The following is a 14,286-nucleotide window of genomic DNA, read 5'->3' as shown; positions in this document are numbered from 1 at the left end:
TTCGTCGATGAGGCCCTCGCCTGCTTCGACCGCATCCCCGCCATCGGGAGACTGTTACGCGACGGGGTGCTGACGCCGTTCTGGTTCCGCCGCGCCATCGAACAAACCGCCCTCATCGACGACCCCGACATCCTGGCGTTCATCGACACCGAAGCCGCCCACCGTCTCACAGTCATCGGTGGGCTGACCGCACGCCGGGTGGAGGACACCATCGCCGGCGTCGTGGCCGCACACGACCCGGATGCGGTCACCGCCACCCGCGAGGACACCCGCGCACAGAAGAAGGTGCTTATCGCGCCGGTGACCGACACGGTCTCCGAACTGCTCATCACCACCACCACCGAAGACGCCGCCCTGTGCAAAGACACCATCGATGCGGTCATCGCCGGCGTATGCAGTCACGATCCACGCACCAAGGGAGAACGACGTGCTGATGCGGCCGTCGCCCGCCTGACCTGTACCCCGTTCGTCTGCGCGTGCGAACGCGCCGATTGTGCGGCGGAGCTCTCCGATGCGGATGTGGCGGCCCGGTGTGCGAGCATCGTCCTGCACGTCGTGGTCCGGAAAGAAACCCTCGACGGCAACAGCGACACCCCCGCCGTACTCGACGGCCACGGCCCCATCTCCGCCGCCCACGCCCGAGAACTAGCGAAACGACCCGACGCGACGACTCGAGACCTCGACCTCGGGAAACTCCTGGACCGCACCGCGAAACGCGGTAATCCGTACCGACCCACCGCCGTCCTCGACACGGCGGTGCGCGGCCTGTTCGGGACGTGTTCGTGGGTCGGGTGTGATCGGCCCGCGTGGCGGTGCGATCTGGATCATGTCACCGAATACAACCACGCCGACCCCGGTTCGGGTGGGCCGACGTGTGTATGCAACCTCAATCCCAAGTGTCGCTTCCACCACGGCCTGAAAACCCACACCCGCGGCTGGCTCGACGACCAGATCATCGACGCCCACGGCACCATCTGGACCGAGCTCACCACCCCCGAAGGCATCACCATCCGCCGCCAGGCCGCCAACACCTGGCTCCTCCCCGAACTCGGACTCCTGCCCTGCGACCACAGCGACCCGACCACCGGCGACCCGGCCGGCAATCCCGCCGGTAATCCCACCAGCGCGACACGCCGAACAACCCGACACGCCGAGAACACACCCAAACGCACACGCACCCGCCTGGAGGCCAAACACCGATACCGAATGCAGCAACGCGCGATCAACCGCCGCCACCGCGAAACCGACCAAGCACTCGCCGCACTCGACGCCACCGACGACGGCCTGCCGCCCTTCTGAGCCGACACGCCGAACCTGACGACACGCCGTGTTGCGCCGAAACGCGTGACGGAGGTCAGAGACGTCCGCGAAATCCGAAATACCGCGAAATCGGTCCCGGCCGCTCCGTTGCGCCGCCGACCGGTTCGAGCTGTTCGGTCGGCCGCTCATCGCCGACGGGGGCGATCGGCTCCGTGATCCGCGCGGCACCGTTGAGCGACACCGACGTCTCGATCAGGTGATCGCGACCGTCGTCCGGTCCCACCCGGTACACCGTCACCGGCAGCGACGTCGGATCCGGATCGGTCGGATCGGGAAGGGCACCGTCGGCCAGCTCGGGGTGTGTGAACCGGAACCCGACCCACGCCCGGTGCGCGGCCTCGGCGAGGTCTGCGGGATGGAACGGCAGAGACAGCGGGTCGCGGCCGACGGCGACGGGCGCCGGATGCTCACCCGCCCAGTACGGCCCCTCGAACGGATAGGGCAGACCGAAATCGGTCTGGATGATCGTGGGGGTGCCGACGAAACCGCGCTGCAGTTCGCCGCGCTGCCAGCGCGCAAAACACCCGGTGGACGTGGCCGGATCCACCGAGAGCAACAACTGCTCATGACCGGAGTCCACAGCCCGCAGATACGCCGTCAACTCATGCGGGTCAGCGGTGTGCAGACTCGTTCCGGCCAAGACGGCGAGCGGACCGTAGTGCGCGGCGAACACCCGATTGTCGGGCCCGTCCACGGCCGTCGCGAGGTCGGACGATCCAATCGCCGTGACGTCGGCGTCGGGGAAGGCCCGACCCATGAAATCGGTGGTTCGCTCCGGGTCGATCGACACGCCGCGACGCAGTTCGGCGGCGGGATCGGGGCAGGCGACGAACCACAGGAGTGCCACGTTCGCGAACACCGATCCTCCAGTCGCATTACTCATTCGGGTGGCTGCGCACGCCGAGCAGGACGTCCTCCCATGCCGGGACGGCAGGCTTGGCGCGTTTACCGCGGTGACGCGGTGCAGGACGGTCGGGATCGGAATCGGGTTCCACGGGCCGCTCGTCGTCGTAGCGGAGATCGAGGACGTCCCCGAACCCGTCGCGGTCGCGGTCGCGACGCTGACGATCGGTGAGGTCGTCGGCGTTCACCGTGACGTACTCGTGGCCGTCGGCGTCCACCTCGCGCGTCGGCGGCGCCGGCGGATCGGGGACCGACGAGATCGACGGCCGGGCGGACCGTGCCAGTTCGGGCTCGGTGAGCTCGAAGGCCAGATCGTCCATCGGGTCGGTGGTTCCGCCGTGCGATCCGGGAGTGAACCGCCAGTGGGCGTACACGTCGTCGCCGCTCGGGGACACGCGGACGATCCACTGGCCGTCCTCGGTGCGCCACGCGTCCCACGCCGCCTCGGCCGGTGAACCGCCCCGCAGGACAAGGCACTCGGCGACCAGTTCGCCGAGCGTGCCCAGTGCGGGGCCGTCGACACCCGTCGGATGCGAGGCCCGAGCCAACTCGGCGGCGCGGGACCGCTCCAACAGGACGGGATGCGCGAAGCGGTTGATCCTCTCGACGCTCACGCCCGTGGCGTCGGCCAACTCGTCGACGGTGGCACCGGCGCGAATGCGCGCCTGAATCTCCCGCGGGCTCAGCGTCGCTGCGGCCGACTGCTCGTCGGCCACCGCATGCGCGGGCTCCCGGACAGGAGTCACGTCGTCGGCCACCGGTTCCGGCGGATGAACGAGGGCCCGGAGCGTCGCGTCGATCGGGATCTGAAACTCGTCGCCCGACTCGAGGTCGACGACCACGACGTGCGCGCCCTCATCGTCGGCGCGGTCGGCGTGCAGCTCGCGCATCGACCCTCCTCCGGTCGCCGGACAGTCGGACACTTGCGTTCACCCTAGTGAATCGGGAGGCCGAACGGCGAGTGGACACGCGGTGACGCGCCACGTCTCAGAGACGCCACGTCGTGGCGGTGTCGGTGTCAGAGGCGCTCGACGATGTAGTCGATGCACTGCGTCAGCTTGGAGACGTCCTCGGGGTCGATGGCCGGGAACATGCCGATGCGCAACTGGTTGCGGCCGAGCTTGCGGTACGGCTCGGTGTCGACGACACCGTTGGCGCGCAGCGTCTTCGCGACGACCGCGGCATCGACGGAATCGGCGAAGTCGATGGTGCCGACCACCTGGCTGCGGTGTGCCTCGTCGGCGAACGGCGACGCGAACTCGCTGGCCTCGGCCCAGCGGTACAGGCGCGAGCTGGAGTCGGCGGTGCGGCCGGTGCAGAAGTCGAGGCCGCCGCCGGCGTTCATCCACTCGATCTGGTCGGCCAGCAGCAACAGCGACCCGACAGCGGGGGTGTTGTAGGTCTGGTTCTTCGCACTGTTGTCCACCGCGGTCGGCAGCGACAGGAACTCGGGGCACCAGCGGCCCGACTCGGCGATCTCCGCGACCCGCGCGAGTGCGGCCGGGCTCATGATCGCGATCCAGATGCCGCCGTCGGAGGCGAAGCTCTTCTGCGGCGCGAAGTAGTAGACGTCGGTCTGTGCGATGTCGACGGGAAGACCGCCGGCGCCGGACGTCGCGTCGATCGCGATCAAGGCGTCACCGGCCGCGTCCGGGCGGACCACCGGGACGGCGACGCCGGTCGACGTCTCGTTCTGCGCCCAACCGATGAGGTCGACGCCCTCGGTGTCCGCCGCGGTGAGGGCCGCGGGGTCCGGGGCCGTCCCCGGGTCGGTGGAGACGATCCGCGGGTCCTGCAGGAACGGAGCCTTCTTGGAGACCGTCGCGAACTTCTGCGAGAACTCGCCGTAGGTGAGGTTGAGGGCCCGCTCGCGGATGAGGCCGAATGCGGCGGCATCCCAGAACGCGGTGGTGCCACCGTTCGACAGGACCACCTCGTAGCCGTCGGGCAGGGAGAACAGGTCGGTCAGACCCGCCCGGATGGCGCCGACGACGTTCTTGACGGGGGCCTGCCGATGGCTGGTGCCGAACACGGACGCACCGGTGTCGACCAGCGACTGCAACTGCTCGGGCCGGACCTTGGACGGGCCGCAGCCGAAACGGCCGTCGGCGGGCAGGAGGTCGGCGGGCAGCGTGATCGCAGTATCGGTCATAGACGCGATTCTAAAACAGCGGTCCCGGCGCTCGCGCGGCGCAGGGCGCCCATCGTGGGATGACTCACCCCGCCCGCGGTGTCGTCCTCAACTCCAACTCCCCGAGGAAGCCGATTCTTTTAGCGGGAAGGTACGGGTGCGGGAATGTACGGGTGTCTACTCGGCGGCAGCCCGCCCACCGGGGGCGGGGACGGGTGCGTCGGTCTGGCCGGACACCGCACGGTCGACGCGCAGGAGTCGAGCGAACCACCAGATCAGCGGTCCGACGCCGACGGCGTACAGGACGGTCCCGACACCGAGTGTCCCGCCGAGCGCGAAGCCGACCGCCACCACCGTCACCTCCAACGCGGTCCGGACCACGCGTACCGACCAGCCGGAGCGCGCGACGAGACCGGTCATGAGGCCGTCACGCGGACCGGGACCGAGTCGCACACCGATGTAGAGCGCGGTCGCCAACGCATTGAGCACGATGCCGCCGAGCATGAGCGGCACGGCCACGATGAGACCGGGACGATCGGGGAGATGCGGCGCCACCAGATCGAAGGACAGGCCGATCACGACGACATTCGCCACGGTGCCGACCCCCGGAACCTGACGCAGGGGCAGCCAGGTGAGCAGCACCACCGCCCCGACGGTGATCGTCACCGTGCCGACCGACAGTCCGACGCGGTCGGCGACGCCCTGGTGCAGGACATCCCACGGGATGTTGCCCAACCCGGCCCGCAGGATCATCGCCATCGACGCCCCGTAGAGCATCAGTCCCGCGGCGAGGACGACCAGCCTGCCGAGCAGCGCCACCGCTTTCGTCATGCGATCAGTGTCCGGCAGGCGGGCCACGACCGCCACTGGGTTCCCCGCGGTCCGGCAGTACTATGCACCGGGTGACGAAGCTGGTAGACCTGCCCAGTATGCGAGTCGGGTACGGGTCGGGTGCGGGTGCGGCGGGCGAGAGCCCGGCGGCCGCCCTCGACCCGTCGCTGCTCCGCGGTGACCCGCCGTGGCGCACCCTCTTCGACGAATGGCTGGCGCAGGCCGTCGAGGCCGCGGTGCCCGAACCGAACGCCATGGTGCTCGGGACCGTCGACGCCGACGGCCTGCCCGCCACCCGCACCGTCTTGTGCAAAGGAGTCGACGACGCGGGGATCGTGTTCTACACCGGCTACCGGTCGGGCAAGGGGCGGGCACTGGCCGTGCACCCGTACGCGTCGGCGACGTTCCCGTGGATCGCCATGGAACGCCAAGTCCACATCCGCGGCGCCGTCACCCGAGTGAGCGCGGAACAGACTCGCGAGTACTGGGAGTCGCGCCCGCGCGGATCACAGCTGTCCGCCTACGCCTCGGCGCAGTCGGAACCCATCGCATCCCGCGACGATCTGCGGGCGGCCGTGGCCGACGCGCGCCGACGGTTCGGCGACGACACCCCCGTGCCCGTCCCGGAGGAGTGGGGCGGCTACCGGATCGAAGCGCAGGTCGTCGAATTCTGGCAGGGGCGCGCCGACCGCCTCCACGATCGCGTCCGTGCCGTGCGCACCGACGGCCGGTGGACGGTGGAGCGGCTCCAGCCCTGATGACACCACGACTCTGATGACACCACGACTCTGATGACACGACGACCCTGATGGCACGACGCATACTGGCCGACACCAGGCCGCTTCAGAACGTCTACTTCCAGCGCCTGTGGACCGCCAACATCATCACCGTCATCGGCGCCCAGCTCACGGTGGTCGCCGTTCCGGCGCAGATCTACGCGATCACCGGCAGCTCGGCGTACGTGGGGCTCAGCGGCGTCTTCGGACTGGTCCCGCTCGTCGTCTTCGGACTGTGGGGCGGTGCCCTCGCCGACACGTTCGACCGCCGACGCATCCTCATGGTCACCACCGGGGGCCTCATCGCGACCAGTGCGGCGCTGTGGGCGCAGGCGGCGACCGGGGCCGACAACGTGTGGCTGCTGCTCTCGATCTTCTCCGTCCAGCAGGCGTTCTTCGCGGTCAACCAGCCGACACGGACCGCCGTCCTGCCCCGGATCATGTCCCTGGACCTGCTGCCGGCGGCCAACTCGTTGAACATGACGGTCATGCAGGCGGGCGCCATCGCCGGCCCGCTGGTCGGCGGCGCCCTCATCCCGATCCTCGGCTTCTCGACGCTGTACTTCGTCGACACGGTCTGCCTGTTCGCGACACTGTGGGCCGTGGTCTCACTGCCACCGCTGCCGCCGGAGCACACGCCGGGTCGGCCGCGGCCCACCGCCGGATTCCGGTCGGTGATCGACGGCCTCGTCTATCTGCGCGGGCAGCCGGTGCTGCTGATGTCGTTCGTCGTCGATCTCATCGCGATGATCTTCGGCATGCCGCGCGCCCTGTTCCCGCAGATGGCTCACGAGAGTTTCGGCGGTCCGTCCGACGGCGGCTGGGCGTTCGCGCTGCTGTTCATCGCCATCCCCGTAGGCGCGGTGCTCGGCGGCGTGCTGTCGGGGTGGGTGTCGGCCGTCCGCAGACAGGGTATGGCGGTCATCGTCTGCATCGTCGTGTGGGGCCTGTCGGTGGCCGTCGCCGGCGGCGCCCTCGTCTTCGCCGATTCGGCGATGCTGCCGGTCCTGCCGATCGTGGTCGGAGCGCTGATGATCGGCGGCGCCGCCGACATGGCGTCGGCGGCCTTCCGGCAGACGATGCTGCAGTCGGCCGCGAGCGACGACGTGCGCGGCCGCCTCCAGGGCGTGTTCATCGTCGTGGTGGCGGGCGGTCCCCGCATCGCCGACGTGGCGCACGGGACGTCGGCGGCGATGGCCGGCACCGCGGTCACCGTGGCCGGCGGCGGCCTGGCGACCGTCGTGCTCACCGTGGCGGTCGCGTTCGCGGTGCCCGTGTTCTGGCGCTACCGCGTCACCGTCGCCGAGACCGACGCCATCGACGACCGCTGACCGGCAGCCGATCAGTCGGGCACGGGATCAGTCGTCGACCTCGTCGCTCTGCCAGGGCAGGTTGGCGCGCCGCTTGGCGTGCACCGGGCAGTAGTGGATGGGATTGTCGCGCTCGGCCTCGCTCGGCAGATTGCGCCGCGGCGTCTCCAGCAGCGGTGCGTCGGCGGGCACCCGGCCGGTGAGACGGTCGTCGGCATCGCGGGCGCGGGGGTGACGGCGGTACCTGCGCGGCACCAGCCGCATCACGGTGTTCACCGTCTTCCCGAAGCGTTCGAAACGTCGCTGATCGGCGTCCGACCAGCTCAGCCCCATCATCTCGCGGATCGGTTCGTCGTAGAGCCCGGTGGTGATCCACATGAAGATCCGCTGCACCACGGCGACCTGCTGTTGCCACAGCCATTGCGGCGTCCACGACGGCATCCACGGGGGCGGGGGGCAGAGTGGTGATGTCCAGGACGGTGCGGACGGCGGCGTGATCGCGCAGCACGTGCCGGCACATGTGGTCCCAGTACTCGAGGAACTCCTCGTAGGTGTCGGGGCACGGCCGCATGCTGACGCCGTACTGCGCATACCAGCCGCGTGACTCCTCGAAGAGACGCCGCTTGTCGGCCTCCGAGATCGGCGGACCGAAGGCTTCGGCGCACCGGATGTTGCCGTACCAGAAGGTGGCGTGCGCCCAGTAGAAGACGTCGGGGTCGAGCGCGTGGTAGCGACGGCCGTCGTCCATCGTCCCCTTGATGGTGAGGTGGTAGTCGCGGACCTCGCGGCCGGTCGCGGGTGTCCGGTCGAAGACCACGCCGCTGATCGGGTACAGCGACCGGTTCAGGCGTTCCCAGCGTTCACCGAAGAAGTCCGAGTGGTCCCAGACGCCGGCGGCGAGTTTGGGGTGCATGTTCTGCATGGAGCCGGACCACAGTCCCATCAGCAGGCCGCGCCAGTCGCCGAAGTACTTCCACGTCGCCGAGTCGGGACCGGGCGGAGGGAGATGAGCGGCCGAACGCGCGCCGCCGTGGAGGCGGTCGGCGTCGTCGAACTGTTCACTGCCTGTCGGAGGCGCCACCTGAGTCATGAGACAAACTCTAGTATCCGTCTCAACTGCGTGTCAATGATCACAGTCGGCCGGTGAGCGGTGCCTGCCGGTCGACACGGCCGCTCGGCACGGTCAGACGTCGGTGAGCTCCACGTCTCGCGTCTCCCGGACACCGAGGATCGCGACGAAGGTCAACAGTGCGGCCACGACCAGGTACACGCCGACCCAGGCGACGCCGTACTCGTGGACCACCCACGTCGCGATGAACGGGGCCACCGCCGCGCCGATGATCGACGCGAAGTTGTACGCGATGCCCGAACCCGTGTAGCGGACGTTGGTCGGGAACAGCTCCGGCAGCACGGCGCTCATCGGCCCGAACGTCAACCCCATCAACGTCATGCCGACCACCAGGAACGCCAGCATCACCGGCGTCGTCATGCTCTCCGGACGCAGGAACCAGGCGAAGGATGCGCCGTAGGCCACGATCAACGCGGTCACGACGAGCAGCAGCGGACGCCGTCCCACCCGGTCGGCCAGCCGACCCGACACCGGGATGAACACCGCGAAGAACAGCACCGACACCAGCTGGAGCTCGAGGAAGTCCGTGTACGAGATCGACAGCGCGATTCCCGAGGAGTCCACGACCTTGCCCGTGCCGTACGAGATGATCCACGTGGTGACCAGATAGAACAGCGTGTAGGTCGCCAGCATCACGAATGTGCCGATGATGAGCTGACGCCACGACGTGCGGACGACCTCCGCCAACGGCGCCTTGACCCGGCGCCCCTCCGAGACGGCCTGGGCGAACACCGGGGTCTCGGTCAGTTTGAGCCGCACATACAGGCCCAGCACCACCATCACGGCGCTCGCGATGAACGGGATCCGCCAGCCCCACGTGAGGAAGGCGTGATCGGTGTCGGCGTCGCCGGCGCTGAAGCCCATCGTCAGCATGAGGATGAGGAAGATGCCGTTGGCGAACAGGAAGCCGATCGGCGCACCGAGTTGCGGCCACATCGCCGCCCATCCCCGACGCCCCGGCTCGGCGGTCTCGGTGGCGAGCAGTGCGGCCCCCGACCACTCGCCGCCCAGTCCGAGGCCCTGGCAGAACCGCATCAACGCCAGCAGCGCCGGCGCCAGATAGCCGACGGTCTCGAAGGTCGGCAGCAGGCCGATCGCGACGGTCGCCAACCCCATCGTCAGCAACGAGCCGACCAGTGTCGCCTTGCGGCCGATGCGGTCGCCGAAGTGGCCGAAGAGCATCGACCCGATCGGGCGGGCCACGAACGCCAGACCGAACGTCGCGAACGACGAGAGCAGCGCGGCGGTGTCGTCGCCCTCCGGGAAGAACAGGGTGGGGAACACCAGTACGGCGGCCGTGCCGTAGATGTAGAAGTCGAAGAACTCGATACTCGTCCCGACCAGCGAGGCGATGATCACCCGGTGACGGGGCACGGCGGTGCCGGGGACGGTCCGCGAATCGGTTGAATCAGACACCGGCCGAGCGTACCGCGCGCCGGTCCGTCCCAGCGCGATGATGCGAGCGGGGGACGTCAGCGCACGATGATCCGGGCCGCGTCGCCGGGGGCGGCCTGCGCGGCCAGACACACCGACTCCGCCGTCAACACCGCGACCACCGGGTAGCCCCCGGTGACCGGATGGTCGGCGAGGAAGACCACCGGCTGCCCGCTCGGCGGCACCTGCACGCCGCCGAGCGGAACCCCCTCACTGCCGAGTTCGCCGAGGCCGCGACGGTGTCGGGGGACCGCGGTGCCGTCGGCACGGTCGAGCCGCACACCGATCCGATTGCTCGCGGCGCCGACCCGCCAGACCCCCGCGGCCAGGAGTCGCGCATCGTCGAGACGGTCGTCGCGGGGGCCGAGATCGGCCGTGAGGTCGAGCACCTCGGGCAGCTCGCCGACGGGCGCGAACGGTGCCGCAGGCCAGTGTTCGGCGTCGGCGCCGACGGGCAGGACCGTTCCGGCCGTCAGCGGCGGCGGACCCAGACCGGAGAGGGTGTCGGTGGACCGCGACCCCAGTTCGGCGGCGACGTCGAGCCCGCCCCGGATCGCGATGTAGTTGCGGCACCCGCGAATCGGCGCGTGGACCGTCACGACCGCTCCGTCGTCGACGGCGACGGCGGCGTGACTCCCGACATCGGCGTCGTCGACCGTCACCCGCGCGGTCGGGCCGGCGACGGCCAGCAGGACGCGGCCGGACACCCGCGCCGACCACCCGCCGAACGTCGTCTCCACCGCGGCCGCCGACTCCGGGTTCCCCACGAGGCGATTGGCCTGCGTCAGCGAGGACAGATCGGCGCCGCCCGACCGGGGCACCCCGAGGTGGGCGTGCCCGGGTCGACCGAGATCCTGCACGCTCGAGAACGGGCCCGGGGCCAGCACGGTGAGGCTCGCGGTCACGACTCGCCCCGATCGACGAATCGGACCGTGAGGCCGGCGGTGAGCAGGGCGGGCGGCTGCGCGGCGCTGTCCCACATCACCGCGTCGGTGCGGCCCACCAGATGCCAGCCGCCGGGACTGCTGCGCGGGTAGACGGCGCTGTACCCGGCGGCGACGGCCACCGATCCGGCGGGAACCGCCGGGCGGGCCTCATCGCGACGCGGCACGGCCGCCAACAGCCGAGCATCGTCGACCGGAGTGCCCGGGTGCGGCACCAGATAACCGAAACCCGGTGCGAATCCCATGAACTGGACGCGCCACAGGGTCGACGAGTGGGTGCGGACGAGGGTCTCGACGGACACCCCGGCCGTCGCGGCGGCGTCGGCGAGGTCGGCGCCGTCGTACACCACCGGGAGCAGCACGTCGGCGACCTCGACGGACTCGGCGGCAGTCGCGGCGACGTCGGCGGCGCCCGCGGCACGGGCCACCCGGTGAACCGCCAACTCGTCGAGCCCGGCGCCGGGCCGGGCCTCCACGAGGATCGTGTGCGCCGTCAGGACCACATCGCAGGGGGACAGCGCACCCGAATCGACGGCCGCCCGCAGCGCCCGGGCGACGTGCGCGGCGTGCGCCTGCGCCGCGGGGTCGACGTCGAACTCCAGAAGGACCGCATCGGCACCCGCGCTGAGCTCACGCATGGCACCACGCTACAGACATGTGAGTAAGCTGTGCGTGCGACAAGAGTCGTCGGTCGCCCGAAGCGGGACCCTCGTGCGGCGTCCGAGTCGAACCACGACTAGGTTGTTACCCAACAACTGCTCACCCAGCGAGTTCTAAGGGGTATGTGTGTCCGTTGACAATGGCGCGACCGAACAGGCGACCGGTAAGTTCACCTACCCGGGTGGCGACATCGATCTGCCGATCCTGAAGGCGACGGAGGGCAGCGATTCTGTCGAGCTGGGCACCTTCCTGTCGCAGACCGGTCTGACCACCTTCGACGGCGGATTCGTGAACACGGCGGCCACCAAGTCGTCGATCACCTACATCGACGGCGAAGCGGGCATCCTGCGGTACCGCGGCATCCCGATCGACCAGCTCGCCGAGCGGTCGACGTTCATCGAGGTCGCCTACCTGCTGATCTACGGGGAGCTTCCGACGCAGGCCGAACTCGACGCCTTCACCGACCGCATCTGCCGACACACGCTGCTGCACGAGGACCTCAAGCGTTTCTTCGACGGCTTCCCGCGGAACGCTCACCCGATGCCGGTCGTCTCGAGCGCCACCAACGCGCTGAGCGCCTACTACCCGGACTCGCTCGACCCCAAGGATCCCGAGCAGGTCGAGCTCTCGACGATCCGTCTCCTGGCCAAACTCCCGACCATCGCCGCATACGCGTACAAGAAGTCGGTGGGCCAGCCCTTCCTCTACCCGGACAACTCGCTGAGCCTGGTGGAGAACTTCCTGCGCCTGACCTTCGGTTTCCCGGCCGAGCCCTACGAGGTGAACCCGGAGATCGCCAAGGCCCTCGACATGCTGTTCATCCTGCACGCCGACCACGAGCAGAACTGCTCCACCTCGACCGTGCGTCTGGTCGGCTCGTCGCAGGCCAACCTGTTCACCTCGGTGTCCGCGGGAATAAATGCACTGTGGGGTCCGCTGCACGGCGGCGCCAACCAGGCCGTGCTCGAGATGCTCGACGAGATCCGGGAGAGCGGCGGCGACACCAAGGCGTTCATGACCAGGGTCAAGAACAAGGAAGACGGTGTGAAGCTCATGGGCTTCGGGCACCGCGTCTACAAGAACTACGATCCGCGCGCCGCGATCGTGAAGAAGACCGCCGACAAGATCCTGACCTCGCTGGGCGTGGAGGACGAGCTCCTCGACATCGCGAAGGGACTCGAGGAGGTGGCGTTGAACGACGACTACTTCGTGGAGCGCAAGCTGTACCCGAACGTCGACTTCTACACCGGCGTGATCTACCGGGCGATGGGCTTCCCGACGCGCATGTTCACCGTGCTGTTCGCTCTCGGCCGCCTGCCGGGCTGGATCGCGCACTGGCGCGAGATGCACGGCGACCCGACGACCAAGATCGGCCGCCCGCGCCAGCTCTACACCGGATACACCCAGCGCGACTACGTCGAGATGGATAATCGCTGACATGGACAAGCCTGAAGTCGAGTTTCCCGAGGGCCCTCCGCCGAGCACCCTGCAGATCACGGATCTGGTGGTGGGCGACGGCCCCGAAGCCCAGCACGGCGGCACCGTCGACGTCCACTACGTCGGCGTCGAATTCGACACCGGCGAGCAGTTCGACTCGTCGTGGGAGCGCGGCCAGTCGGCACGATTCCCGCTCGATGCGCTGATCCCCGGCTGGCAGGAGGGGATCCCCGGCATGAAGGTCGGCGGTCGTCGCCGCCTCGTGGTTCCACCGGAACTCGCCTACGGTGCTGCGGGCACCGGCAACCGGCTGTCGGGCAAGACCCTCATCTTCGTGATCGATCTGCTCGGCGTCTGAGCGGTCGGACCGGAAGAGGCCGGGGGAAGGGAGATCGAGATGACATCACGTCAGTTCACCGCGATGGTCGCCCGTGAATCCGACGACGGCATCGCCCTCGCGGCCGAGACCGTCGACGAGGGCTTCCTCCCCGACGGCGAGGTCACGATCCGCGTCGAATACTCCAGCGTCAACTACAAGGACGCCCTGGCGGTGACGCCGCGCGGCGGTGTCGTCCGTCGGTATCCGATCGTCCCCGGCATCGACATCGCCGGCGTGGTCTCGGCGTCGTCCGCACCCGACGTGGCGGTCGGTGACCGGGTGGTGGCTCACGGCCACGACATCGGCACGGCCCGGCACGGCGGCTACGCACAGTACGCGCGCGTCCCCGCCGACCAGGTGATGGTCCTCGAGTCGATGTCGACCCGCGAGGCCGCCGGAGTCGGCACCGCCGGATTCACCGCGGCGATGAGCGTGGACGCCCTGGTGGCGGCCGGTGCCTCACCGGCCGACGGCCCGGTGCTCGTGACCGGGGCGAGCGGTGGCGTCGGATCGGTCTCGGTCGACATCCTCGCGGGGCTGGGGTTCGAGGTCGTCGCCTCGTCGGGCAAACCCGACGCCGTCGACCTGCTCACCGACCTGGGTGCCGCGTCGGTGATCGGCCGGCTGCCCGAGGACCCGGATGCGACGATCCGTCCGCTCGGCACACAGCGCTGGGCGTCGGCCGTCGACTGCGTCGGCGGGCGCACCCTCGCCTACGTGCTGAGCACCACCCGGTACGGCGGCACCGTCGCGGCCAGTGGTCTGACCGGCGGCGCCGCGCTGCCGACGACGGTGATGCCGTTCATTCTGCGCGGGGTGACCCTCGCGGGCATCGACTCGGTGCAGGCGCCGACCCATCGGCGCCGCGCACTGTGGAAGCGGATCGAAGGCGATCTGCGGCCGGCGCATCTGGACCGGTTGATCGGCGAGATCACCCTCGACGACCTCCCCGAGCACCTCGACCGGATTCTGGCGGGCGAATCCGTCGGCCGCGGCGTCGTGCGGATCTGACGGCGGGCCGACGACGAGGGC

The 14,286-nt window shown here is 69.6% G+C and carries 13 protein-coding genes and 1 pseudogene; 6 read left to right on the top strand and 8 right to left on the bottom strand.

Going from position 1 to position 14,286, the window contains the following annotated elements; genetic code table 11:
* On the top strand, nt 1-1,299 hold a 1,299-nt coding region (locus G528_RS17110; RefSeq protein WP_035719597.1), incomplete at its 5' end, for a DUF222 domain-containing protein.
* Between the two features lie 55 nt (nt 1,300-1,354).
* Here the strand turns inward: G528_RS17110 and G528_RS17105 are convergent.
* The 4 genes from G528_RS17105 to yczE form a co-directional block, all read right to left on the bottom strand.
* Nucleotides 1,355-2,179 carry a DUF6928 family protein gene (locus tag G528_RS17105; protein ID WP_156890409.1) on the bottom strand — a complete coding sequence of 275 codons (825 nt, stop codon included), beginning with the start codon at nt 2,177-2,179 and terminating at the stop codon, nt 1,355-1,357.
* Between the two features lie 16 nt (nt 2,180-2,195).
* On the bottom strand, nt 2,196-3,113 hold the full coding sequence (gene sepH / locus G528_RS0109745) for a septation protein SepH (RefSeq protein WP_026918801.1): 918 nt from the start codon (nt 3,111-3,113) through the stop codon (nt 2,196-2,198).
* Nucleotides 3,114-3,241: 128 nt separating this feature from the next.
* Nucleotides 3,242-4,375, bottom strand: coding sequence for a phosphoserine transaminase (serC, locus tag G528_RS0109740; protein WP_026918800.1), 1,134 nt, complete (start codon nt 4,373-4,375; stop codon nt 3,242-3,244).
* A gap of 156 nt (nt 4,376-4,531) precedes the next feature.
* Entirely contained in the window at nt 4,532-5,185 is a 654-nt protein-coding gene (yczE, locus tag G528_RS17100; protein ID WP_035719624.1) for a membrane protein YczE, read from the bottom strand.
* Between the two features lie 62 nt (nt 5,186-5,247).
* On the opposite strand from yczE, the gene pdxH reads away from it, so the two are divergent.
* Together pdxH and G528_RS0109725 are read left to right on the top strand one after the other, a co-directional pair.
* A complete protein-coding gene (gene pdxH / locus G528_RS0109730) occupies nt 5,248-5,943 on the top strand; it encodes a pyridoxamine 5'-phosphate oxidase (RefSeq protein WP_035719596.1) in 696 nt (231 codons plus the stop codon).
* 50 nt (nt 5,944-5,993) lie between these two features.
* Nucleotides 5,994-7,292 carry an MFS transporter gene (locus G528_RS0109725; RefSeq protein WP_026918798.1) on the top strand — a complete coding sequence of 433 codons (1,299 nt, stop codon included), beginning with the start codon at nt 5,994-5,996 and terminating at the stop codon, nt 7,290-7,292.
* Nucleotides 7,293-7,319: 27 nt separating this feature from the next.
* On the opposite strand, the pseudogene G528_RS17095 reads toward G528_RS0109725, so the two are convergent.
* The 4 genes and pseudogenes from G528_RS17095 to G528_RS0109705 form a co-directional block, all read right to left on the bottom strand.
* Nucleotides 7,320-8,361, bottom strand: a pseudogene (locus G528_RS17095) (oxygenase MpaB family protein).
* Between the two features lie 93 nt (nt 8,362-8,454).
* Nucleotides 8,455-9,816 carry an MFS transporter gene (locus tag G528_RS0109715; RefSeq protein ID WP_026918797.1) on the bottom strand — a complete coding sequence of 454 codons (1,362 nt, stop codon included), beginning with the start codon at nt 9,814-9,816 and terminating at the stop codon, nt 8,455-8,457.
* Between the two features lie 56 nt (nt 9,817-9,872).
* On the bottom strand, nt 9,873-10,739 hold the full coding sequence (locus G528_RS0109710) for a 5-oxoprolinase subunit C family protein (protein ID WP_035719595.1): 867 nt from the start codon (nt 10,737-10,739) through the stop codon (nt 9,873-9,875).
* Entirely contained in the window at nt 10,736-11,416 is a 681-nt protein-coding gene (locus tag G528_RS0109705; RefSeq protein WP_026918795.1) for a 5-oxoprolinase subunit B family protein, read from the bottom strand. Before G528_RS0109705 ends, G528_RS0109710 begins: the two co-directional genes overlap by 4 nt.
* A gap of 148 nt (nt 11,417-11,564) precedes the next feature.
* On the opposite strand from G528_RS0109705, the gene G528_RS17090 reads away from it, so the two are divergent.
* Genes G528_RS17090 through G528_RS0109690 form a run of 3 tightly spaced genes read left to right on the top strand, consistent with a single transcriptional unit; the run spans nt 11,565 to nt 14,265 of the window.
* A complete protein-coding gene (locus tag G528_RS17090) occupies nt 11,565-12,875 on the top strand; it encodes a citrate synthase (RefSeq protein WP_051198618.1) in 1,311 nt (436 codons plus the stop codon).
* A gap of 1 nt (nt 12,876) precedes the next feature.
* Nucleotides 12,877-13,233 (top strand): FKBP-type peptidyl-prolyl cis-trans isomerase, encoded by a 357-nt coding sequence (locus tag G528_RS0109695; protein ID WP_026918794.1) that lies wholly within the window; start codon nt 12,877-12,879, stop codon nt 13,231-13,233.
* Between the two features lie 39 nt (nt 13,234-13,272).
* Nucleotides 13,273-14,265, top strand: a complete 993-nt coding sequence (locus G528_RS0109690; protein ID WP_026918793.1) for an acrylyl-CoA reductase family protein — start codon at nt 13,273-13,275, stop codon at nt 14,263-14,265.
* The last annotated feature ends 21 nt before the right edge of the window (nt 14,266-14,286 follow it).

It is taken from the genome of Gordonia shandongensis DSM 45094, from assembly GCF_000423025.1.
Lineage (GTDB): Bacteria > Actinomycetota > Actinomycetes > Mycobacteriales > Mycobacteriaceae > Gordonia > Gordonia shandongensis.
This window is presented reverse-complemented; position numbering and strand designations above follow the sequence as displayed.